Here is a 20292-nt window from a genome sequence, read left to right as displayed (position 1 = left end):
TTAAGTTCGCTCATAATAATCACAAAAAAATAAGTTTTTTAAAAACAAATGAACATTCTCTTCCTAAACACCACTAAAGGAATACAAACGAATGCTCATTTCAACCATCACCATTGTTCATATTATAAAAAAATAGTATATCAAATATGAACAATAGTATTTTTAATTTTAACATATATAAAGGTTTAGTATCTAAAAGGTACTTTCAATAGCTTTAATTAAGTTATAGATTATTTTATTTGTACTTACATCAATATTGTTCTCATCGCCAAGTTGTATGACTTTGCCATTTAGGGAATCAATTTCAGTTTTTATTTTCCTTTGAATGTCCTGGTGGGTTGATGAGAAGTGATTATGGGTATCAGGAACGAGTTTTGAGTAAAACAAGTCTTTATATTCGTCGGGTGTTTCCCATAAAGTTGAATAACCACAAGTTTTTATCACATTAAATATTTCATCAATGATGCTGTTCATGATTTCAATTGTGTATTCGTTTTCAGTCAATGCCCCATAGTGGACATTAAGTATTGCACCTAACGGATTTAGTGCGCAGTTGTAAAGCATCTTTGCCCACAGATATTTGTCAACTTCGTCTGTTAGTTCACAGTTAATGCCGGATGAGGTAATCATGTCGGTTATTTGTTGTAAATCTTTGGGGTCTTCGCCCTGAAGGGACCCTATTAAAATAGGTTCGGTGTAAACTGTCACTTCACTGATGTGTCTTTCTGGACGGGTAAAGCCTGTAATTACGCGTGCTGAGAAAACCTCTTTTGGGTTGAAATATCTTAAGTATGGCTCATCATTTCCAAATCCATTTTGGAAAATGATAATCTTGGCATCATCTTTTAGGATATCTCTGTTTTCATTTAGCTTTTGTGAAATGTCATCATTAGCTGTGGTCTTGGAGGTTATGAATACATAATCGAAGTTGCCTTTTGGAATTTCTGAGTATCTTTCATATACTGTGATTTCATTTTTTGTAAATGAATAATGTGTAAATAGGCCAGTTCTTTCAATTCCATGTTCTTTAATTGCCTTTGCAGTTTCGCCCCTTGCATATATGCTCACATTGGTATTTTGTGAGAGAACTGATGCTGCAAGACCAATTCCAACACTGCCTGCACCAATAATTAGTATGTTCATATTACTTTTTCCTTTTAAATTAATCGTTAGTTATGAATATTATATTGTTTTGATGTTTAAAATATATTTTTGATTTCATAATGTGATTTAAAAATTAATTATTATTTAATTATTAATAAAATTAATTTAATTTATTTGATTTGTTGATTTTGTTTAAAAAATCGCTTATTTAACTTATATTAGTAATCTTTTATTTTTTTTAAATATTTTTATTAATTTTAATTATTTTTTTATATTTTTTTAGAAATATTGAATTAATCTGTTATATTGATTTAAAGAATGTTCATAAATTGAAGTTTATTCTTTAATATAATATATTTATATTATTAAAAACAATATGTAATTGTACATTATAAGTTAAATTCTAAATAAACTGATAACTTATTGATTTAAAATAATTCTAATTTATTTTAATGAATGTATAGGAAAATGGTGTGATAATAAATGAATGACAAAATGAAATTAGGTTTAATTGCTGCTGTTTCTATTATATGTCTTTTCCTTTTATCATTATGGATTACTTCCACACCAGCAGATGCGGATAATTCTGTAAGATTCGGTATCTTAACATTATTACCACCGCTTATTGCTATTGCTTTAGCATTCATAACAAAAGAAACAATTCTTTCTTTGTTTGTGGGTGTATTCGTTGGAGAATTCATGTTATGTGTTAACGACTTAAACATCGTTTCCACTATCGTAAACGCATTCTTGAATTTAGGTACTCAAGTAATTACTTGTATGTCTGATCCATGGAATGCGGGTATTATTCTTCAATGTTTGCTTATTGGAGGTATCATCCAATTGGTAACCAAAATGGGAGGAGCAAAAGCTCTTGCTGATGCATTCGCTAAAAGAGCTAACACTCCAAGAAAAGCACAATTATTCACCTGGCTTTTAGGATTATGTGTATTCTTTGACGATTACGCAAACTCATTAATTGTTGGTCCTATTATGAGACCAGTAATGGACAGACTCAAAGTATCTAGAGAGAAATTAGCATTTGTTGTAGACGCAACTGCAGCTCCTGTAGCTGGTATAGCAATTATTTCCACTTGGATTGGATTAGAAATAAGTTTAATTGCTGCTGGTTTCCAGTCTGTAGGTGTGACTAATGTAACCGGATTTGGAATATTTTTACAAACCATTCCATACAGGTTCTATAACATTTTCATCTTAATTTTCATTGTGATTTCCGCTTTAACATTATACGAATTCGGTCCAATGAAAAAAGCAGAACAAGCAGCACGTGCTAGAAAAGAAGACGAAGAAATTATTGTACCTGAAGCTCCTGGTTTTGATGAAGTCAAACCAGTTGAAGGCATTAAATTATCAGTTTGGAATGCTATCATTCCAATTGGTACCTTAATTATAGGTGCACTTATTGCATTCTATTGGAGCGGATACACTACCATTTTAGGTGGAGAAGATCAAGCACTTATTGCAATCATAAAATCATCTCCATTATCATTTGATGGTATATATACTGCTTTATCTCAATCCGATGCATCCGTAGCACTTTTCCAAGCAGCACTTCTTGCTTCCATTGTAGCAATTGTAATGGCTGTCGGCGAAAAAATACTCACAATCGAAGATGCAATTTCCGAATGGATTGGAGGTATGAAAACCATTGTTATCACTGGTGTAATATTGCTTCTCGCATGGTCTTTAGGTGGAGTAATTGGAGAAATAGGAACTGCTGATTACCTGGTAGGTGTATTAAGCAGCACAATTCCAGTATGGATTGTACCAACATTAATCTTTATTTTAGGTGCTTTAATATCATTCGCTACCGGTACTTCATATGGTACAATGAGTATTTTAATGCCTTTGGCTATTCCATTAGCTTGGGCTATCAGTTCCGGAGATATGAGCTTTACAATTGTTTGTACAAGTGGTGTACTGACTGGTGCTATTTTCGGAGATCACTGTTCTCCAATTTCAGATACAACAATTCTTTCGTCCATGGGAACAAGCTGTAACCATATAGATCACGTAAGAACACAAATCTACTATGCAATCTTTGTTGCAGCTGTAACTATTTTAGTAGGTTACATCCCAGCTGGTTTCGGTGTTCCATTCTACTTCTCATTACCAGTCGGTATTGTTGTATTGTTCATAGGACTTAAAGTATTAGGTCAAAAAGTAGACTTTGATGAAGTTGAGGAATCATCCTCATAAACTTCATTCTTTTTTTTATTTTTTTAAAATTTGTATAAATTAGAAATATTCATCACATATATTTTTGTAGGTGCAAAACCTGCATATATATTGTCTTTTAGCAGGAAAATGCTCATTATTTATTTTCTCTCGAACATTGTGGAGAGTATCGATTGCTTCATCTATTTCTGAATAACTCAAATATTTACGTTTGTTGTCTTCATCACAAACATCCAATAGTCTTAAGCGACCATTTTTAGTAAAAAACACACCTACCTTTGAAACCGGTTTTCCACAAACGTTTTCAACAAGCAATTTATAGTAGCATAACTCCAGACGATATTTTGAAAAGGAACTGGAATTGCTTGTTTTATAATCAATAATGACTAATTCTCCATTTTCATCTTCCAAGATAATATCACAGATTCCAGAAAACCTGTTTTTTTCATCATGCAAATATTCTTCCTTCAAATATAATTTATAATCATTGTCAATGAAAACTTCCCTAAAAAAAGATCCCAAATTACTTACATGCTCATCAGCATGACCTATATCCAAATCATAAGCAATTTTAAACAATTCGTTTTCAATATCCACATCATCCAATTCATCTCCGAATTTTTCTGAAAACTTCTCGGCGATTAAGTGAACATCACTGCCTAATGCCATGTATTTGTTTGGTTCAACTTCAATTTCATCGATATATTGAAATTTAAACTCAAGTGGGCATTTGAGATACGTGTTAACTTTCGATTTGGATAATTTCATAAGTATATATTATCCCTATTAGGTTAAAAAATCTATTCTATTATATAGTTAAAAAGTTAAAAATATCATATAATGAATTCCACAAAGAGAATATTCTATTATGATTTATTAAGGGCAATAGCCATAATTATGGTTATTCTTGTCCATGTCGACGGCATTATAGGTTATGGATTTGACAGTCTAAAGCATGCAATTCCTGGATTGTTGACAGCAACCACATGGCCTGCAGTTCCCATATTCTTAATGTTGTCTGGAGCATTGCTTTTAAACAGGTCATATACATTATCCGAATTTTTCAAAAAGAGATTTGCAAGAATCCTATATCCTTTCATCTTTTGGGTATTGGTAACTGGCCTAATTGGATTTTTCTCTTTCGGTTGGTCCGGTAAAGAAACATTAAAGGTTATTTTTGGTTTGACTTCACCTTTCTGGTATATATGGATGTTGATTGGAATCTATCTGTTTATTCCAATAATCAATTCATTTTTAAAGGAATATGGTCTTAGAGGTTTTGAATTCTTCCTATTGGTTTGGGCAGTGACAATCTTTATCATTACTGTTAAAATTCCTCTGCTTGATGGAATAAATCTGGATTATTTTGCAGGATATATGGGTTTTGTAGTGCTAGGATACTATCTTGACAATAAACAATTCGGTTTATCTGACAGAAGCATGTTTTATGCAGGGTTTCTGCTATTGATTTTATCAACAGTCTTTCGCATGTATGTCTTCAGATATGAGCTGGGCCTATACAGTGACTATAATCTGTTGTTCACTACAATAGCTCAAAGTGTAGGATTGTTTTTGGCAGTCAAGTATTTGGATAAGATATCTGTAGATACTGACAACATTTATTCCAAAATCAAAAACAATATCTTTGGAAAAGCCATTCTAAGCATTAGTATTTGTAGCTATGGAATGTATTTGGTTCATTATATTATAATAGAGGGCTTTGAATTCTTAAACATCCATTCCTTAAAATTGCTGCCGATAATTTTAATAATTACCGTTTTGACTTCATGGGCCATTGTCTTTGTATTGAGCAAAATCCCATATTTAAGAAAAATTTCGGGTGCAAATTAGATTTATATAATTAATTAGACAAATAATTATACAATTCAATAATTGGAGAGTAGTTAAGATGAAAGTTATAGCACTTCAAGCAAGCCCACGTAAAGGCGGAAATTGTGATGTATTGATGGATGAAATGATTAAAGGTATCGAAGAAAATGGAGGGGAAGTAGTAAAATACTTCTTGGAAGGCTGTGAAATCGCTCCATGTAAAGCATGCATGTACTGTGCTGAAAACCCTGAATGTGTAAGGGCAGATGACGGAAATAAAATTTTGGATGATTTGGTGGCTGCTGACGGTGTAATCTTTGCAACACCTATCTATTACGGTCAGATGTCAGCACAAGGAAAATTGATTATTGACAGATTCTACAGCATCGGTCAAAACCCAGACAAAAGCCTATCTGGTAAGGCTGCATTGATATTTACTGAAAACCAACCTGAAGGAACCTACAAAGACTACATAGAACTTACCAAATTCTCACCATTTACTTTCATGGGATATGAAGTAATTGGTCATGTGGATGCTGGTTCAGCAGGCCCTGCAGGTATCGTGGCCGAAGAACAAGAAGACAAATTAAAAGAAGCTTACGAATTAGGTTTAAAATTCTAAACCTAATCTTAATCTTTTTTTTAGGATGTAAATATGGGCTTAGGTTCACTTTTTAAAAGAAAGAAAAAGGACAAAAAAGAGGAAGTTGTCGAATCCCACATTGACATTAACACAGATGATTGTAGTGGATGTGAGAAATGTACAATTGCCTGTCCGAATAATGTCTTGATTATTGTGGATAGTGTAAGTTCAGTAAGAGATCCTCAAGTTTGTAAATCTTGTAAAGTCTGCATGGCGATATGTCCTGATGACTGCATTACAGTCAACTAACTTTTTTTTAATTTTTGCATCAAAATTTACCATCATAATTATTAAAGAATCAGCAAATAATTTGATGGTTTATATTAAAAACTTATTTTTAAGCAATGAAATTTTTAAAATAATAAAAGAAGTAGTAAAAAATAGAAATGTTTATTAGTGTAATCTCTATTCATAAACAAAAAAAGATAAGTTATAGTGATAATTCTTCAGCACCAATAACCTGAACGGTCATCTTTTCAATAAATTCATCACTTTCTTCAGTGAAGTTCAAGAAGTGTGGTGAAGCCATATGTCTTTTTAAAGCATCAGGAGATTTCCATTTTTCAACAAAAGTTAAAGTATCATCATTTATTGATTTCAATAATTGATAATCAATATTGCCTTCTTCAAGTAAAGATTCACTAATTAATTCTCCACTTACTTCAAGAATACTGTCTTGACAACCTTGTTTAGGTTCGACTTTTGCTAAAACTAATAGATAATCCATAACTTATCACCTGATATATTTGTTAAAAATAGATATATTTTCATATTATTTAAAAATGTTCTATTTAAAGTTAGGCCAATTTTTCAAAAAATACATTAATTAAAAAACAGATATATATAAACAAGTAAAATTTTGGAGAAAAAAGATGATATATTCAACAGAGATAGAAAATATGTGTCCTGTTAGAAAAGGTGCAAATCACGACCCTGCTCCAATTCCTGAAGAGGGAAAATGGGTTAAAGCAAAGCAAATTGGAGATATTTCTGGTTTTACACATGGTATCGGTTGGTGTGCACCTCAACAAGGATGCTGTAAGCTAACATTAAATGTTAAAGATGGAATTATAGAAGAGGCATTGGTTGAAACTTTAGGATGTTCAGGTATGACACACTCAGCTGCAATGGCAGGTGAAATACTTGTGGGCAAAACAATCCTTGAGGCATTAAACACAGACCTTGTTTGTGATGCGATAAACACTGCAATGCGTGAATTATTCTTACAAATTGTCTATGGAAGAACTCAATCTGCATTCTCAGAAGGCGGTCTTCAGATTGGTGCTGGACTTGAAGATTTAGGAAAAGGTCACAGAAGCCAAATCGGAACAATTTATTCAACAAAAGTAAAAGGTCCAAGATACTTGGAGCTAACAGAAGGCTACATTACCGAAATTGGACTTGATGAAGATGATGAAATAATTGGGTACAAATACATTAACCTGGGTGTAATGTTGGATTTAATAAAAGACGGTGTTGACCCACTTGAAGCAATAGAAAAGGCAACAGGTCAATACGGAAGATTTGATGATGCAGCCAAAAAGATAGACCCAAGAAAGGAGTGATATTATGAGTTTATTTGAAAGTTACGAAAGAAGGATAGATCAAATCATTCCTGTTTTGGAAAAATACGGTATTAAAGATTTAGAGGAAGCTAAACAAATATGTCTTGACAAGGGCTTTGATCCTTATGAAATCGTTAAAGGAGTTCAACCTATTTGTTTTGAAAACGCATGCTGGGCATACACCCTTGGAGCAGCAATTGCAATAAAACAAGGATGCACAAAAGCATCCGATGCAGCAAAAGCTATTGGTGAAGGACTTCAGGCATTCTGTATACCTGGAAGTGTAGCAGATGACAGACAAGTAGGATTAGGTCATGGAAACCTTGCATCAATGTTATTGAGTGATGAAAGTGAATGCTTTGCATTTCTTGCAGGTCACGAAAGTTTTGCAGCAGCAGAAGGAGCTATAGGAATTGCAAACTCAGCAAATGAAGTGCGTGAAAAACCGTTAAGAGTTATTTTAAATGGTCTTGGAAAAGACGCTGCATTAATAATCTCAAGAATCAACGGGTTTACACATGTTGAAACAGAATTTGACTATTTTACAGGTGAAGTGAAAGTAGTCAAAGAAAAAGCATACTCCGACGGTGAAAGGGCAAAAGTCAGATGTTACGGTGCTGATGATGTACGTGAAGGAGTAGCTATTATGCATCTTGAAGGTGTTGACGTATCCATTACTGGTAACTCAACAAACCCGACACGTTTCCAACACCCAGTAGCCGGAACATACAAGAAAGAATGCATATTGCAAGGCAAAAAATACTTCTCAGTTGCATCTGGTGGAGGAACAGGAAGAACCTTACACCCAGACAACATGGCAGCAGGACCTGCTTCCTATGGTATGACCGATACACTTGGAAGAATGCACTCTGATGCACAATTTGCAGGTTCATCATCCGTACCTGCTCACGTTGAAATGATGGGATTAATCGGTATGGGTAACAATCCGATGGTTGGAGCTTCAGTAGCTGTAGCTGTAGCTGTCGAAAAAGCAATAAAATAGGGATATTTATCCCTTTTAACTATTTTTTTAGGTGTTATTATGTCAACAATGTGGGGATTGACAGCAAGAGGAATCTGTGAATTCAATGGAAAAATTCTACTTTTAAAAATTAGATCTCGCTCTGCTCATGACGCCGGCAGATGGGAAATTCCAGGTGGAAAAGTTAAAAAATGCGAATATTTTGATGAAGGATTAAAAAGAGAATTTCTCGAAGAGACCGGCCTTGAAGTTGATATTGATTCACTATATAATGTTGTCAGAAAAGATTATACTGCCTGTAAGACTCAGGAAGAAGTTAAATCAATTCAATTAATCATGAAGGTAACCTGTGAAAGTGATGAGGTTACTATTAGTGAAGAACATGATGATTTTGGTTGGTTTAGTATGGAAGAGATTAATGAAATGATATCTGACGGATTATTAACTCCTCCAGCCGTAACTGCATTTTCAAAAGAGTAACTATTCAAGTTTCAATAATTTGGCGGCATTCTCATAAAGTATTTGGGTGCGCTCTTTTTCTGTTAAATCGATTTTATTAAAGTATTCCATCTCGCTTTTTGACTCCCACATAGGATAGTCGGTTCCCCATAATACCTTGTCGGCACCATATGCATGAATCAAATCTAGGGCAGTTTCAGGTGTTAGGGCATATAAGCTGGAACTCAAATCAACATAGAGGTTTTCAAATCCTGCCAATTTGCTGGTTGCTTCTTCCCACATGCTCCATCCTGCAAAATGAGCTCCGATAAATGGAATATCTGGAAATTTTTCTAAAAATGGTTTAATCTGTTCTGGATTTGAATAATGGTATCTAAAATCACCGCAATGAACCTGCATTGGCACTCCAGCTTTACTTACGACTTCACCTATCTTGAATGCACGTTCTTCATTCATTGCAAATTGTTGAAAATCAGGATGAAGTTTTACACCTTTAAGGCCAAGTTCTATCAAGTAATCAAAGTCACCTTGTATATCCTCACTGTCCGGATGCAGGGTTCCAAATCCAGTGAATAAATCAGAATGAGTATTTACAGCTTCAGCAATAAATTCATTAATTGATTTTACTTGTTTTGGTGTAGTGGCTACGGAGTGGACAAGATAGTGTGTAACTCCCACTTCACTGCCGTCTCTTATCAAATCATCTAATTTACCGTTTAAAGACATGTCCAAATCGTAAAAATCTCTAATTCCTATTACTGCTTTATCTGCTATTTTTTCAGGATAAATATGACAATGTGCATTTATGATTTTTTGCATATATATTAAACCACCTAATATTCTAGATATTAATTTTGATTTTTAAGATTAAAATAGTTTTTCACCCGAATACATCTTTTCTTCTGTGTATATTCTTATTAATCTATCGATTAAATCATCATACATTAATCTATGACCTACTGCTCCTCCTTGAGAAGTTTTAATATTATTCAAGGATTTATCTGCAAATTCTCCACTGTTGTTAATAATATACCACATTCCATGAGGGGTGTATATGAACAGTTCACCTTCGCCATTAATGGCACCGTTTTTAAAGCTGTCTTCCGGGTCATAGATTTTTGTTGAGTGAACTGCAAGTCTTGACAAATCCTGTTCTGGGCGTGTGCCTGTTCTTTCAAATAACATCTTTAACCATTCGTAAGACTTATCTTTTAGGTTTGCTTTTTTAATGGGATCGGCAAATGCTTCTTTTATCTTGTTTTGTCGTTTTTCTAATGTGTTTGTTATTCCAAGTATCTCTTCAACTTTTGGAACGTCTTTTTCAAGGCATCTCCATCCTTCAGGTCTGCCGGTTACTTGGATGTTGCCCTCCTTAAAGTCCATTCTTTTGAAATTTCTAAAATAAGGCTTTACTTTTTCAAATTCCTCATCAGGAATTTTTTTGTTTAAGCCGTAAAGGTATCCATATTCATTGGCGTCAAAACATTTTGTTTCTAGTTTTAATTCGTCATCTGCCATACTATCACCTAATATTAATTTGTTTTAATAATATAAAATTATTGTTAATATTTACAATATGCATTATTTTATAAATATTCTATATTTTGTATATTTGATTATAACTTTTTATTTAATTTTTTTAATAATTTTTCATAATCGTAATCTATTTTTATATTAAAGTCTAATATTTAATCATGGTTAAAGTAAGCATTTTGGGTTCAACTGGTGTAATCGGTAAAAATGTAGCATTTACCCTTGCAAGAGCAGATACTGTTGATGAAATTGTATTTTTTTCAAGGCCTGAAAGTGTAGACAAGGCTAAAGGAGAAACATTTGACATGTATGATGCTCTGGCAGCAGAGGATATCGATTGTAGACTGACCCCATCATGTGATTACAATGATATTGCAGGTTCTGAAATTGTTTTGATTACTGCAGGAACCCCTAGAAAAGAAGGTATGAAAAGATTAGATTTAGCAAAACCAAATGCGGAAATTGTTGCAAATTATGCAAAACAAATTGCAGTTCATGCTCCAGATTCAATTATTTTAATAGCTACAAATCCGGTTGATGTAATGACCACAGTTGCACTTAAGGCTTCAGGCTTTAAAAAGAGCAAGGTTATTGGTATTGGAAACCACTTGGATTCATTGAGATTGAAGGCTTACTTTTCAAGACAAATTGATGTAAACAGTTCAGAGGTTCATACAAGGGTCATTGGTGAGCATGGAGATCATATGGTTCCTCTTTTAAGTTCAACAACAATTGGTGGTATTCCACTTAAATATTTCGTGGAATATGTTAATCTGGATATTACTGGCCTTGTGAATAGACTTAAAAATGCTGGAAATACAATTATTTCTAAAAAAGGAGCTACTGAATATGGACCTTCCTATGCAATAGCTAATCTAATTTCAACAATAATTACTGATACTCATAAAGTTTTGACTGTAAGCAGTTATTTGGATGGGGAGATTTATGGTGTTGACGATGTTTCATTGGGTGTTCCGGTAGTGCTCAGTAAAAGGGGTGTTGCAATGATTGTTCCAATTCACATGAATGACATTGAGAAAAAAGAGTTCTTTGCAGCGGCAAATAGTGTAAGAGAAGTAACACATGATGTTCTAAATCATCTTAATCTATAATGGGGATAGTAAATGAAATTGGTTGTTCAAAGAGTAACAAATGCCAGTGTGGAAGTCGATGACAACATTGTTGGTCAAATAGATGAGGGTTTGATGGTGTTGGTTGGCTTTGGAGATTGTGACAGTGAAAGAGAGGCGGACTATCTTTCAAGAAAACTGGCAAAGCTTAGAATTTTTCATGATGAAGATGGAAGAATGAACAAATCCGTGATGGATATTGGGGGTAAATTATTGCTTGTTCCTCAATTCACTCTATACGCCCACACCAAAAAGAATAGACCATCATTTCACAAGGCACTAGCGCCTGATAAAGCTACTGTATTGTTTGATTATTTCACAGAGAAATGCAGCGAATTTGTTGAGGTTGAAACAGGTGAATTCGGTGCATTCATGAAGGTGAGCTTGCTGAATAATGGGCCTGTGACCATTCTCCTCGAAAAAGAATTTGAATAATTAAATACAAACGTTTATAAATAGGTTCGTTGAAAATATATTTTGCTATTACATGGGGGAATTAAAATGCCAATTGAAAAGTCTAAAGCTCATGAAATTAAAAGACTGACAACTCCATTAACCATTAAAGATTCCAGAGCTTATGATGACAATGGAAAACTCCTAAATTGTGTTGAAACAATTTCTGATGTGAGATTCATTGTTGAACCCCGGGAAGGCATTTTAACCGAAAATGAAATTTTACAATATGCTCCTGAGTCAAAGACTGCAGCAAAAATAAGATTGAAAAGAGGAGTAGGATCCAATTCAGATGTATTGCTTGTTAATGAGTCAGTACCATGGATATTTGCCTTATATTATGTTGTTGTATTATCAGTGTCAGTCATCGTCTTTTTTTCTGCAATCAAAATGTTAATGGTGGCAATTTTAGTTTTATTAATTCTTCCATTAGTTTATTTATATAAAATATTTAATCTAAAAGGCTACACAAAAGTAAAGACCAAAAAACAAGTTAAGAAAAGTCAAATGGATTCAAATAAAACAATCGAAGAACCAGTTATTGAGGATACAGGTCTTCAATCACTTAAGGTATATGCAAAGGAAATTGACAACCTGAAGATTTTGTTTGACGTTAAGGAGCAAGTGGTTCGGGATTTGATTAAAAAGAGATTTGAACCGCCACAAATAACATATGACAAATTCATTTCAATAATAGATAAGGCCAACAAACTGTTCTATCAGGAAGTTGATAGTGCATTAAACATTATTAGGTTGGCTACTGATGACACACCAAGGGTTCAAAGCGAAATCCAGGGAAAGATTAATAACATGAAAAAAATCATCAATCAAATTGAAGAGCTTACAAATGAACTGGTAATCAATATCAGCAGTGACGATGAGACAAAAGAGGAAGTAAATAATTTACTTGAGAATATGGAAAATCTTATTGGTTCAGTTAAAGAGTATTAGGTGGTTAAATGAGTAAAAAGTGCCCTACATGTGGAAAAAGATTACCGAATGGAGTTCAATTTTGTCCAGATTGCGGCCATTCATTTAATAAAACCAAAATTGATATTTTCAGCAACGGTAAAATATTAATTATATTGATTGTTGCTGTTCTTGTCATAGGAGGCATTTTCATACTGACTTCTTCAACCGGTGGTGATAACGGAAATAATAAAGTTAATGATGATGGAACACATGTCTTTTTGACAATTACAGATGTTAGCGGATGGGACACAAGGGACGGTTCTTTTAAAAGTAATTACATGCTCTACACTTCCGCATTGTTTACAAAAGTTCCCGATGACATCAAGGGATATATGATAAAAACAACATATTATGATAAAAACAGCTCACAGATTGGCCAGGAAACCGAAAGTCTGGAACAAATCTACTATGATTCAGACAATTCCATATCATTTGGCCATTATACAACATCCGTTAAACCAGATCCGGATTATGTGGTTGTACAAATTATAAAGGATGAAAATATTATTGATAATTATACAGAAAAAATAGACCAAAGTAAAATTGATTATTTAAATTAAGTGGTGATATTATGGCAGAATTTTCTCTAGATGTAGATAAAATAAAAAATGATGTCGAAACAAGTCTTAAGAATGAAGAAGAAAAATTGGAAAACTCAAATCTCAAAAATCAAGCTCAAGAAAATGCCGTTGCAATATTCGATGCAGATTTAAACAACCCTCATGAAAGGGAAGAAATCTTAAAACCATTGGATGACTTTGGTTTAAAAGATATGAACAAAGCAGCGTCAAAAAATGAAATGCTATCAACAAGACTGGTTGATTTGACAAAAGGTGGAAAAGATGCAGATAACATTGGTGACAATCTGCTTGAACTTGACAGACAAATGAAGGATTTGGATCCAAGTAAGGTTAATTTTGCCAAAAAAGGAGTAATCGGAAGTTTGATGAATCCGGTTAAAAAATACTTCGCCAAATATGAAAAGGCTGAAGTGGCAATTGCAGACATTGTTGAATCTCTAGATAAAAGTACTACTGTACTTCAAAATGACAATACTACTCTTTTAAACGAAGAAAACTACTTAAGGGAAATTACAAATAAACTCCTTGCAGATATAGAACTCGGTAAAAAGATGGATGAGTCAATCGAAGCACAAATACGAACAGCTGAAATTGAAGGTGTAGATGAGGATAAAATAGCAATTGTACGTGAAGAAATATTGTTTCCGCTTAGGCAAAGGATTATGGACATGCAACAAATGATTGTTGTAAACCAACAAGGGATAGTATCATTAAATGTAATTAGACGTAATAATAAGGAATTAATCAGAGGTGTTAAACGTGCCCAAAATGTTACCGTTTCAGCCTTAAGAACAGGCGTAATGGTTGCATGTGCACTCTATGATCAAAAGATTGTCATGGACAAGATTAACATCCTTAATGAAACTACCGAACATATCATTGAATCAACTTCTCACATGCTCAAGGAACAAGGAAGTGAAATACAAAAGCGCAGTGCAGAGACCATGATTTCACCGGAAGTCTTAAAGGAATCATTTTCAGAAGCCATTCAGGCTATTGAAGATGTAAGTGCCTATAAGGAACAGGCACTTCCTAAAATGAAAGAAACTATTGAAATGTTCAGTGACATGGCCGAAGACGGTCAAAGGGTAGTCAAAAAAATAGAAACTTCAGAAAATAATTTAATTGAGTAATATGAATCTTACAGAAAAAATTAAAAAATCATGGTGGGTAATCTTTTCTGTTATCCCATTTTTAAATGGTTTTGGATTTATATACATTGGATTAAAACTTAACAATAAAAATTGGATACTTGAAGGAGTTTCCTATGAATTCCCATGGTTTTTCTACTTTATAGTATATGCAATACATGGTCAAAGTGTGCCTTCGACAATGATGATAGCTTTCGCTTTAATATTATTGCTAGTAAGTATCATCAGATCCATTTGGGTTGCAGTTAAGCTTGCTGATGTATATGATAATAGTGAAAAATACACAATAAAATCAACAGTCCTCGCCAATCCAGTCAATAAAAGTGAAGATAAGAAAGATTCATCTTTACCTGGCTGTTGTTTTTGTATTGCAGTCCTGTTTATCATATTTGCAATCATTACAATACTTTAACTTTTTTTTATTTTTTTGTTAAGGGAAAAACTGAAGAATTTGAAATTTAATCGGTTAAAGTTAGTGAAAAATATGATTATTAGATTAGAAGAGGAAAAAGATTATCTAGAAGTAGAAAACATGGTGAGAAATTCCTTCTGGAATATATATCGACCTGGTGCTTTTGAACATTATATTGTCCATAATTTAAGGGATGATGAAAGTTTCATCAAGGATTTGGCTTATGTAATTGAAGTTGATGATAAAATAATAGCACACATCAATTATTCAAAAGGCAGAATTGTTTTCAAAAATGATGCTGTTGATGCAGTTGTTTTAGGTCCGATTTCAGTAGATACAAAATATCAAAATCATGGATATGGATCAAAACTCATTGAGCATACATTAGGATTAATCCTAGAAATGAATATTCCTTTTGTGTTTGTTATAGGCGATGAACATTACTACCATAGATTCGGATTTGAAAGCGCTTCAAAATATGACATATATCTAGATGGAACCGATAAAAACGAGGAATGCCCATTCTTTATGATTAAAATCTTAGATAAAAATAAAATGGAATTAATTGAAGGAACATTTTATAATCCTGAAGTTTTCAATGTTAATGAAAATGATGTTGATGAATTTGATAAGCAATTTGAATTTAAAGAAAAATTAGTTTTGGAAGGTCAATTATGAAATATTTAATTATAAATGGCTCACCAAGGAAAAAGAATACTTGGAAAATAGTAAAACAGGCACAAAAAAGCATAGAAGGTGATTTTGAAGAAGTACACTTAATAGCTCAAAACATTCCAATATGTATAGGGTGCATGAATTGTATGATGGAAGGAGAAGAGAATTGTCCGCATTTCAGTAAAGTAAATCCGATAATAGAAAAAATAAAGGAATGCGATGGTCTTATAATAACCTCTCCAGTCTATGCAATGAACGTTACAGGTCTTTTAAAGAATTTCTTTGACCATACTGCTTATTTTTATCACAGGCCAGAATTTTTCACCAAAAAAGCTTTGATTGTTGTATCTACTGCAGGTGCAGGTCAAAAAAAGGTCGCTAACTATATTGATGAAACATTAAGGCATTGGGGTTTTAACAAGAACTATAAAATAACATATGCATGTGGTGGAAAGGATACTCTAGAGACAAAAGGCATTGATAAAACAGCTAAGAAATTTTCAGATGATGTAAAATCCAGAAAAATCCATTCTCCTAAATTCATGGATATTTTATATTTTGAAGTGTGGAAAGCAATGGCAACATCATCAGATCCAATAAAAGCTGACAAGGAATTTTGGTTTAGTTCAGGTTTGGTCAATTATGATTTTTCTCCAAAAGTTAAATTGAATCCTATAAAAAAAGCATTTTCAAAATTGATGTACTTTATTATGAAAAGAGCGATTAAATAGGAGGCTATGCCTCTAATCCCTAGCTAATTTTTTCAATTCTTCACCAGTCAGATGAAAAACGTTCCAATCTTTTTGTTTTGCATCCAATGAAAGGTAAAAGTCAATACTAGGTTGGTTCCATGAAAGACAAGTCCATTCAAATCTTCCATAGCCTCTTTCAACAACTATTTCTGCAAGCCTTTTAAGTAATGCTTTACCATAACCTTTTCCACGGCATTCCGGATCTACGTATAGGTCTTCCAAGTGGAGATTAACATTTGATATGTAAGTTGAAAAACTTAAGAAAAATAATGCAAAACCAATCTCTTTACCATTTTCAAGGGCAAATATTACTTCAGCTTGATGTTTGTCAAAAATCCATTTTTCAAGTTCTTCTTCTGTAGCTATAACTTCATCTAATCTTTTTTCATAATCTGCAAGTTTGCAAATGAATTCTAAAATTAGTGGTGTATCTTCTCTAGTTGCATTTCTAAATGTCAATTCGCACATGAATGTATTTTTAGTAGTTTTGATAGATATAGTATTATGTTTCGAGAGATGAGGCTTAAAAATAAGCAACTTTCACATGAGGAATGCATTGAAATATTGACAAATGAACCTCGTGGTGTTTTAGCCCTTTTAGGTGATTATGATTATCCATATTCTGTTCCTATAAGTCATGTATATGTTGATGGCAAGATATACTTCCATGGAGCAAAAACCGGCCACAAACATGATGCCATCAAAAGTCATGAAAAGGTATCATACTGCGTCATGGATAAGGGTGTCAAAGCCGAAGATTCATGGTGGTATACATTCAAAAGTGTGATTGTATTTGGAAAAATCAGGATTTTGACTGATAGTGATGAAAAAATTGATAAATTGACTCATCTTGGAGATAAGTTCTTTCCAACTCATGAAGAAACCGTTGATGAAATCAATAAGCTGTTGGATAGGACTGAAGTTTTTGAAATAACAATTGACCATATGACTGGAAAATTGGTATATGAAAAATAGGTGTTTGAAATTACATATGTTAGCAAAGCAGTAGATTTATTTAATAATGGTTATAACTTATTTACGGAATTCTGTCCTAAAATGGTTGAACCAGCTGCAAATAGCTGAAAAAATACTATTTGAATAGATAGCATGATTGGAAATAATTGGGATTTGGTCCTTAAGGATGAGTTTGAAAGCGACTATTTCAAACAAATAAAGGGATTTGTTGAGGAGGAATACAGTAAAAAAACAATTTATCCTCCATATGATGAGATTTTCAATGCATTTAAGTTGACTGATATTGAAGATGTTAAAGTTGTTATATTAGGTCAGGATCCTTATCATGAGGAGGGACAGGCTCATGGTCTTGCCTTTTCAACACCTGAAGGAAGACCAATTCCAAGATCTCTTAAAAATATCTTTAAGGAGATTAATGCTGAATATGGTTATCCTATTCCAGAATCAGGATGTTTGGAATCTTGGGCAAAACAGGGAGTGTTCTTGTTAAATACAGTTTTAACCGTTGAGGATGGCAATGCAAATTCCCACAGTAAATGTGGCTGGCAGACATTTACGGACAATGTTATCAAATTATTGAATGAACAGAAACAGCCAATAGTATTTCTACTTTGGGGAAAACAGGCAGAAAAGAAAAAGGAATTCTTGACAAATCCAAATCATCTGGTTTTGGTTACTTCACATCCATCCCCATTCTCAGCCAGACGTGGCTTTTTAGGTTCAAATCATTTCAAACTGGCTAATGATTACTTAAAAAGAAACAATATTAAAGAGATTGATTGGAGTTTGTAGGTTAAATTACAATTTCATAATCAACTTTTCTGTTGTCTCTCATTCTTGAATCCATATCCACTAAATCATAAACCAATGGATTTCTAATTAACATTGCCCATATTTCATATGTTATCCTAACGAAATCTTCGTTTAATTTGATATGGTCATGTACTATTGGGCATTTGTATGGAAATTCACTTTCATCAAAAATTAGATGAAACTCACCATTCTTGTCTAAGTGAGGTATCAATGGAAATGTTCTGCATTGAATCGGTCTGATTGACCTGTCACATTTCGGTGGATTTCTGCATTTGACAAGATATATTTGGCCTTTCCAGGAATGGGGGTATTTGATTTCAGATGAATCCATGTAATATAAATCAAATTCATCGCTATCTTCATACATCAGTTCCTCACCCGGAAGCAAGTATAGGGCCAACTCTTCGTTTCTGTAGTCTTCTGCATCATAAACACAACATACTTCTCCACAGAGTTTTCCGCAGTCAAAATCAACTGGTGTGACCTTATCCAGCCGTTTATATATTCTTTCAATTGATTTTTTCATTTCACTTGCTGAGATTTCCATGGATTATAATATGATTTAAAAGTAATTAACATTATCTATTCAAATATTGCTGAGTCATCTACATTAGACAATGACAAATAATGATTTGGCAATATAACTTCAAGTAAATTAATTTAATTAAAAATAAAAGTGATGGTTTGGGATAAAAGTGTTGATTTAATTTAGTATAATTTTCATATAATTGTAATTGATAGTTGGGGTAACTATCAATTAATTTGGTCTATCTGTATTGAACTTGTCACTTGACTTAATACCAACCAATGAGGCAAACACTGCAAGTATACATGCACAGGTACAGATTCCACAGATTATCTGGGATGACTGAACAATCATTGACGCATACTGTGGAGCCAATTCAAGATTGCCCATAATCCATGCAAATACAAGTGTTAAAAGACCTAAACTCATGGTCTGACCGATAGTTCTCATTGTAGCTTGAGATGCAGAGGCTGTAGGTGCATCCTTTGGCGGAACAGAACTCATGATTGCGTTCATGTTTGGACTTGAGAATAGTCCCATACCTAAACCCTGAAGAATCATTGCAAGTATGACAACATACAATGGTGTATCACCAGTCAGGAATGTTAGAATTGCTAGTGCAACGGCAGCAATACCAATACCTAAAGCCGCCAGTTTTTGTGGATGTATCTTATCTGAAAGCTTACCTGCATTAGGAGCCATTATTGCCATGATAATTGGTGTAATGATTAATATCATTCCACTCATTTGTGCATCCCAACCTCTTACATATTGGAAATGATAATTTAAGATAGTTGTAACTACCATTATGGCTAGATAACTGCATAAAGCTGCAACATTGGAAGAAGTGAACTTTCTGTTTTTAAATAGCTTCATATTAAATACAGGAGATGCCTGTTTTAGCTCATAAATACCAAATATAATCAATAAGACAATACCTGCCGCAGTCAATATTTTACCTGAAGTGGTAATTAATGTTGTAAATCCATAAATAAATGCTAAAATTCCAATGGCATATAATATGGATCCGACCTTATCGATTTTGTCTTTTTCATAGGTTTTCCACTCTTGAGGTATTTTTGTTATCATTAAAATAATACATAATACTAAAAATGGAATTACAAAGTAAACTGGAGTGTCAGCATTCAAGAATGTTAGAATCAATAGAGCTACAGTTGCAATGGACATACCAATAGCTGCCAATTTCTGAGGATGTATCCTATCAGACAATTTTCCTGAATTAGGAGCCATGAATGCCATGATGATTGGAGTGACTATCAATATAAGTCCAGCCATTTGAGCATTCCATCCCCTTACATATTGGAAATGATAATTCAAGATCGTAGTGAGTGCTGCCACTGCAAGATAGCTGCACAATGCTGCAATATTAGATGAAGTGAACTTCATGTTTTTGAATAATCTCATATTGAATGCAGGAGTGTTTACTCTTGTTTCATAATATGCAAAGACAATAAGCAGCAAAAATCCTATTGCAACACAAATTTTACCAAATGTAGTCATCAAGCTTGTAAATCCA

General features: G+C 33.3%; 25 protein-coding genes. 17 read left to right on the top strand and 8 right to left on the bottom strand.

Features of this window, described 5'->3' with window-relative positions:
* Positions 1-192: 192 nt before the first annotated feature.
* Complete coding sequence (locus ACKI32_RS08475; RefSeq protein WP_407415422.1) at positions 193-1143, bottom strand: ketopantoate reductase family protein; 951 nt, start codon at positions 1141-1143, stop codon at positions 193-195.
* Between the two features lie 444 nt (positions 1144-1587).
* On the opposite strand from ACKI32_RS08475, the gene ACKI32_RS08470 reads away from it, so the two are divergent.
* On the top strand, positions 1588-3324 hold the full coding sequence (locus tag ACKI32_RS08470; protein ID WP_407415420.1) for a Na+/H+ antiporter NhaC family protein: 1737 nt from the start codon (positions 1588-1590) through the stop codon (positions 3322-3324).
* Positions 3325-3363: 39 nt separating this feature from the next.
* Here ACKI32_RS08470 and ACKI32_RS08465 read toward each other — a convergent pair whose 3' ends face one another.
* The gene (locus tag ACKI32_RS08465; RefSeq protein ID WP_407415418.1) at positions 3364-4071 is read right to left on the bottom strand and encodes a RecB family exonuclease; all 708 of its coding nucleotides are present in this window, start codon (positions 4069-4071) and stop codon (positions 3364-3366) included.
* 72 nt (positions 4072-4143) lie between these two features.
* Between ACKI32_RS08465 and ACKI32_RS08460 the strand changes: the two genes are divergently transcribed.
* Genes ACKI32_RS08460 through ACKI32_RS08450 form a run of 3 tightly spaced genes read left to right on the top strand, consistent with a single transcriptional unit; the run spans position 4144 to position 6025 of the window.
* A complete protein-coding gene (locus tag ACKI32_RS08460) occupies positions 4144-5154 on the top strand; it encodes an acyltransferase (RefSeq protein WP_407415416.1) in 1011 nt (336 codons plus the stop codon).
* Positions 5155-5212: 58 nt separating this feature from the next.
* Positions 5213-5755: a flavodoxin family protein gene (locus ACKI32_RS08455; RefSeq protein WP_407415414.1), complete on the top strand. Its 543-nt coding sequence runs from the start codon at positions 5213-5215 to the stop codon at positions 5753-5755.
* A gap of 33 nt (positions 5756-5788) precedes the next feature.
* Positions 5789-6025 (top strand): 4Fe-4S binding protein, encoded by a 237-nt coding sequence (locus ACKI32_RS08450; RefSeq protein WP_407415412.1) that lies wholly within the window; start codon positions 5789-5791, stop codon positions 6023-6025.
* Between the two features lie 181 nt (positions 6026-6206).
* Here ACKI32_RS08450 and ACKI32_RS08445 read toward each other — a convergent pair whose 3' ends face one another.
* Positions 6207-6503: a putative quinol monooxygenase gene (locus tag ACKI32_RS08445; protein WP_407415410.1), complete on the bottom strand. Its 297-nt coding sequence runs from the start codon at positions 6501-6503 to the stop codon at positions 6207-6209.
* Positions 6504-6648: 145 nt separating this feature from the next.
* Between ACKI32_RS08445 and ACKI32_RS08440 the strand changes: the two genes are divergently transcribed.
* From ACKI32_RS08440 to ACKI32_RS08430, 3 genes are read left to right on the top strand one after another with little or no spacing between them, the layout of a single operon-like run.
* Complete coding sequence (locus ACKI32_RS08440) at positions 6649-7341, top strand: iron-sulfur cluster assembly scaffold protein (RefSeq protein ID WP_407415408.1); 693 nt, start codon at positions 6649-6651, stop codon at positions 7339-7341.
* 4 nt (positions 7342-7345) lie between these two features.
* The gene (locus ACKI32_RS08435) at positions 7346-8344 is read left to right on the top strand and encodes a GGGtGRT protein (RefSeq protein WP_407415406.1); all 999 of its coding nucleotides are present in this window, start codon (positions 7346-7348) and stop codon (positions 8342-8344) included.
* 39 nt (positions 8345-8383) lie between these two features.
* A complete protein-coding gene (locus ACKI32_RS08430; RefSeq protein WP_407415404.1) occupies positions 8384-8803 on the top strand; it encodes an NUDIX hydrolase in 420 nt (139 codons plus the stop codon).
* Here the strand turns inward: ACKI32_RS08430 and ACKI32_RS08425 are convergent, their stop codons facing one another.
* Together ACKI32_RS08425 and ACKI32_RS08420 are read right to left on the bottom strand one after the other, a co-directional pair.
* Positions 8804-9601: an amidohydrolase family protein gene (locus ACKI32_RS08425; RefSeq protein WP_407415402.1), complete on the bottom strand. Its 798-nt coding sequence runs from the start codon at positions 9599-9601 to the stop codon at positions 8804-8806.
* Between the two features lie 48 nt (positions 9602-9649).
* On the bottom strand, positions 9650-10300 hold the full coding sequence (locus ACKI32_RS08420; protein ID WP_407415400.1) for a hypothetical protein: 651 nt from the start codon (positions 10298-10300) through the stop codon (positions 9650-9652).
* A gap of 176 nt (positions 10301-10476) precedes the next feature.
* Between ACKI32_RS08420 and ACKI32_RS08415 the strand changes: the two genes are divergently transcribed.
* The 8 genes from ACKI32_RS08415 (at position 10477) to ACKI32_RS08380 (ending at position 16420) form a co-directional block, all read left to right on the top strand.
* The gene (locus ACKI32_RS08415; protein ID WP_407415398.1) at positions 10477-11427 is read left to right on the top strand and encodes a malate dehydrogenase; all 951 of its coding nucleotides are present in this window, start codon (positions 10477-10479) and stop codon (positions 11425-11427) included.
* A gap of 12 nt (positions 11428-11439) precedes the next feature.
* Positions 11440-11880 carry a D-aminoacyl-tRNA deacylase gene (gene dtd, locus ACKI32_RS08410; protein ID WP_407415396.1) on the top strand — a complete coding sequence of 147 codons (441 nt, stop codon included), beginning with the start codon at positions 11440-11442 and terminating at the stop codon, positions 11878-11880.
* 66 nt (positions 11881-11946) lie between these two features.
* Positions 11947-12849, top strand: a complete 903-nt coding sequence (locus ACKI32_RS08405; protein WP_407415394.1) for a hypothetical protein — start codon at positions 11947-11949, stop codon at positions 12847-12849.
* An 8-nt stretch (positions 12850-12857) separates the two neighbouring features.
* Positions 12858-13430, top strand: a complete 573-nt coding sequence (locus ACKI32_RS08400; protein WP_407415392.1) for a zinc ribbon domain-containing protein — start codon at positions 12858-12860, stop codon at positions 13428-13430.
* Between the two features lie 11 nt (positions 13431-13441).
* On the top strand, positions 13442-14584 hold the full coding sequence (locus ACKI32_RS08395) for a toxic anion resistance protein (protein ID WP_407415390.1): 1143 nt from the start codon (positions 13442-13444) through the stop codon (positions 14582-14584).
* A 1-nt stretch (position 14585) separates the two neighbouring features.
* On the top strand, positions 14586-15014 hold the full coding sequence (locus ACKI32_RS08390; RefSeq protein ID WP_407415388.1) for a hypothetical protein: 429 nt from the start codon (positions 14586-14588) through the stop codon (positions 15012-15014).
* 72 nt (positions 15015-15086) lie between these two features.
* A complete protein-coding gene (locus ACKI32_RS08385) occupies positions 15087-15692 on the top strand; it encodes a GNAT family N-acetyltransferase (protein WP_407415386.1) in 606 nt (201 codons plus the stop codon).
* Positions 15689-16420 (top strand): flavodoxin family protein, encoded by a 732-nt coding sequence (locus tag ACKI32_RS08380; protein ID WP_407415384.1) that lies wholly within the window; start codon positions 15689-15691, stop codon positions 16418-16420. Before ACKI32_RS08385 ends, ACKI32_RS08380 begins: the two co-directional genes overlap by 4 nt.
* A gap of 12 nt (positions 16421-16432) precedes the next feature.
* Here the strand turns inward: ACKI32_RS08380 and ACKI32_RS08375 are convergent, their stop codons facing one another.
* Positions 16433-16909: a GNAT family N-acetyltransferase gene (locus ACKI32_RS08375; protein WP_407415382.1), complete on the bottom strand. Its 477-nt coding sequence runs from the start codon at positions 16907-16909 to the stop codon at positions 16433-16435.
* A gap of 36 nt (positions 16910-16945) precedes the next feature.
* Between ACKI32_RS08375 and ACKI32_RS08370 the strand changes: the two genes are divergently transcribed.
* Together ACKI32_RS08370 and ung are read left to right on the top strand one after the other, a co-directional pair.
* Positions 16946-17416 carry a pyridoxamine 5'-phosphate oxidase family protein gene (locus ACKI32_RS08370; RefSeq protein WP_407415380.1) on the top strand — a complete coding sequence of 157 codons (471 nt, stop codon included), beginning with the start codon at positions 16946-16948 and terminating at the stop codon, positions 17414-17416.
* A 132-nt stretch (positions 17417-17548) separates the two neighbouring features.
* Complete coding sequence (gene ung, locus ACKI32_RS08365) at positions 17549-18208, top strand: uracil-DNA glycosylase (RefSeq protein WP_407415378.1); 660 nt, start codon at positions 17549-17551, stop codon at positions 18206-18208.
* A 1-nt stretch (position 18209) separates the two neighbouring features.
* Here ung and ACKI32_RS08360 read toward each other — a convergent pair whose 3' ends face one another.
* Together ACKI32_RS08360 and ACKI32_RS08355 are read right to left on the bottom strand one after the other, a co-directional pair.
* Positions 18210-18776, bottom strand: a complete 567-nt coding sequence (locus ACKI32_RS08360) for a hypothetical protein (RefSeq protein WP_407415376.1) — start codon at positions 18774-18776, stop codon at positions 18210-18212.
* Positions 18777-18986: 210 nt separating this feature from the next.
* Positions 18987-20292: MFS transporter (locus ACKI32_RS08355; protein ID WP_407415374.1), on the bottom strand; the 1306-nt coding region annotated here is incomplete at its 5' end.

Source organism: Methanobrevibacter sp. (assembly GCF_045611865.1).
Lineage (GTDB): Archaea > Methanobacteriota > Methanobacteria > Methanobacteriales > Methanobacteriaceae > Methanocatella.
The sequence above is the reverse complement of the archived record's forward strand: the minus strand, read 5'-3'. Positions and strand labels throughout refer to the sequence as shown.

Excerpts from the sequence above, each read along its gene's own strand:
- ACKI32_RS08475 (WP_407415422.1), bottom strand. The coding sequence starts at position 1,143 with ATGAACATACTAATTATTGGTGCAGGCAGTGTTGGAATTGGTCTTGCA.
- ACKI32_RS08470 (WP_407415420.1), top strand. The coding sequence starts at position 1,588 with ATGAATGACAAAATGAAATTAGGTTTAATTGCTGCTGTTTCTATTATA.
- ACKI32_RS08465 (WP_407415418.1), bottom strand. The coding sequence starts at position 4,071 with ATGAAATTATCCAAATCGAAAGTTAACACGTATCTCAAATGCCCACTT.
- ACKI32_RS08460 (WP_407415416.1), top strand. The coding sequence starts at position 4,144 with ATGAATTCCACAAAGAGAATATTCTATTATGATTTATTAAGGGCAATA.
- ACKI32_RS08455 (WP_407415414.1), top strand. The coding sequence starts at position 5,213 with ATGAAAGTTATAGCACTTCAAGCAAGCCCACGTAAAGGCGGAAATTGT.
- ACKI32_RS08450 (WP_407415412.1), top strand. The coding sequence starts at position 5,789 with ATGGGCTTAGGTTCACTTTTTAAAAGAAAGAAAAAGGACAAAAAAGAG.
- ACKI32_RS08445 (WP_407415410.1), bottom strand. The coding sequence starts at position 6,503 with ATGGATTATCTATTAGTTTTAGCAAAAGTCGAACCTAAACAAGGTTGT.
- ACKI32_RS08440 (WP_407415408.1), top strand. The coding sequence starts at position 6,649 with ATGATATATTCAACAGAGATAGAAAATATGTGTCCTGTTAGAAAAGGT.
- ACKI32_RS08435 (WP_407415406.1), top strand. The coding sequence starts at position 7,346 with ATGAGTTTATTTGAAAGTTACGAAAGAAGGATAGATCAAATCATTCCT.
- ACKI32_RS08430 (WP_407415404.1), top strand. The coding sequence starts at position 8,384 with ATGTCAACAATGTGGGGATTGACAGCAAGAGGAATCTGTGAATTCAAT.
- ACKI32_RS08425 (WP_407415402.1), bottom strand. The coding sequence starts at position 9,601 with ATGCAAAAAATCATAAATGCACATTGTCATATTTATCCTGAAAAAATA.
- ACKI32_RS08420 (WP_407415400.1), bottom strand. The coding sequence starts at position 10,300 with ATGGCAGATGACGAATTAAAACTAGAAACAAAATGTTTTGACGCCAAT.
- ACKI32_RS08415 (WP_407415398.1), top strand. The coding sequence starts at position 10,477 with ATGGTTAAAGTAAGCATTTTGGGTTCAACTGGTGTAATCGGTAAAAAT.
- dtd (WP_407415396.1), top strand. The coding sequence starts at position 11,440 with ATGAAATTGGTTGTTCAAAGAGTAACAAATGCCAGTGTGGAAGTCGAT.
- ACKI32_RS08405 (WP_407415394.1), top strand. The coding sequence starts at position 11,947 with ATGCCAATTGAAAAGTCTAAAGCTCATGAAATTAAAAGACTGACAACT.
- ACKI32_RS08400 (WP_407415392.1), top strand. The coding sequence starts at position 12,858 with ATGAGTAAAAAGTGCCCTACATGTGGAAAAAGATTACCGAATGGAGTT.
- ACKI32_RS08395 (WP_407415390.1), top strand. The coding sequence starts at position 13,442 with ATGGCAGAATTTTCTCTAGATGTAGATAAAATAAAAAATGATGTCGAA.
- ACKI32_RS08390 (WP_407415388.1), top strand. The coding sequence starts at position 14,586 with ATGAATCTTACAGAAAAAATTAAAAAATCATGGTGGGTAATCTTTTCT.
- ACKI32_RS08385 (WP_407415386.1), top strand. The coding sequence starts at position 15,087 with ATGATTATTAGATTAGAAGAGGAAAAAGATTATCTAGAAGTAGAAAAC.
- ACKI32_RS08380 (WP_407415384.1), top strand. The coding sequence starts at position 15,689 with ATGAAATATTTAATTATAAATGGCTCACCAAGGAAAAAGAATACTTGG.
- ACKI32_RS08375 (WP_407415382.1), bottom strand. The coding sequence starts at position 16,909 with ATGTGCGAATTGACATTTAGAAATGCAACTAGAGAAGATACACCACTA.
- ACKI32_RS08370 (WP_407415380.1), top strand. The coding sequence starts at position 16,946 with ATGTTTCGAGAGATGAGGCTTAAAAATAAGCAACTTTCACATGAGGAA.
- ung (WP_407415378.1), top strand. The coding sequence starts at position 17,549 with ATGATTGGAAATAATTGGGATTTGGTCCTTAAGGATGAGTTTGAAAGC.
- ACKI32_RS08360 (WP_407415376.1), bottom strand. The coding sequence starts at position 18,776 with ATGGAAATCTCAGCAAGTGAAATGAAAAAATCAATTGAAAGAATATAT.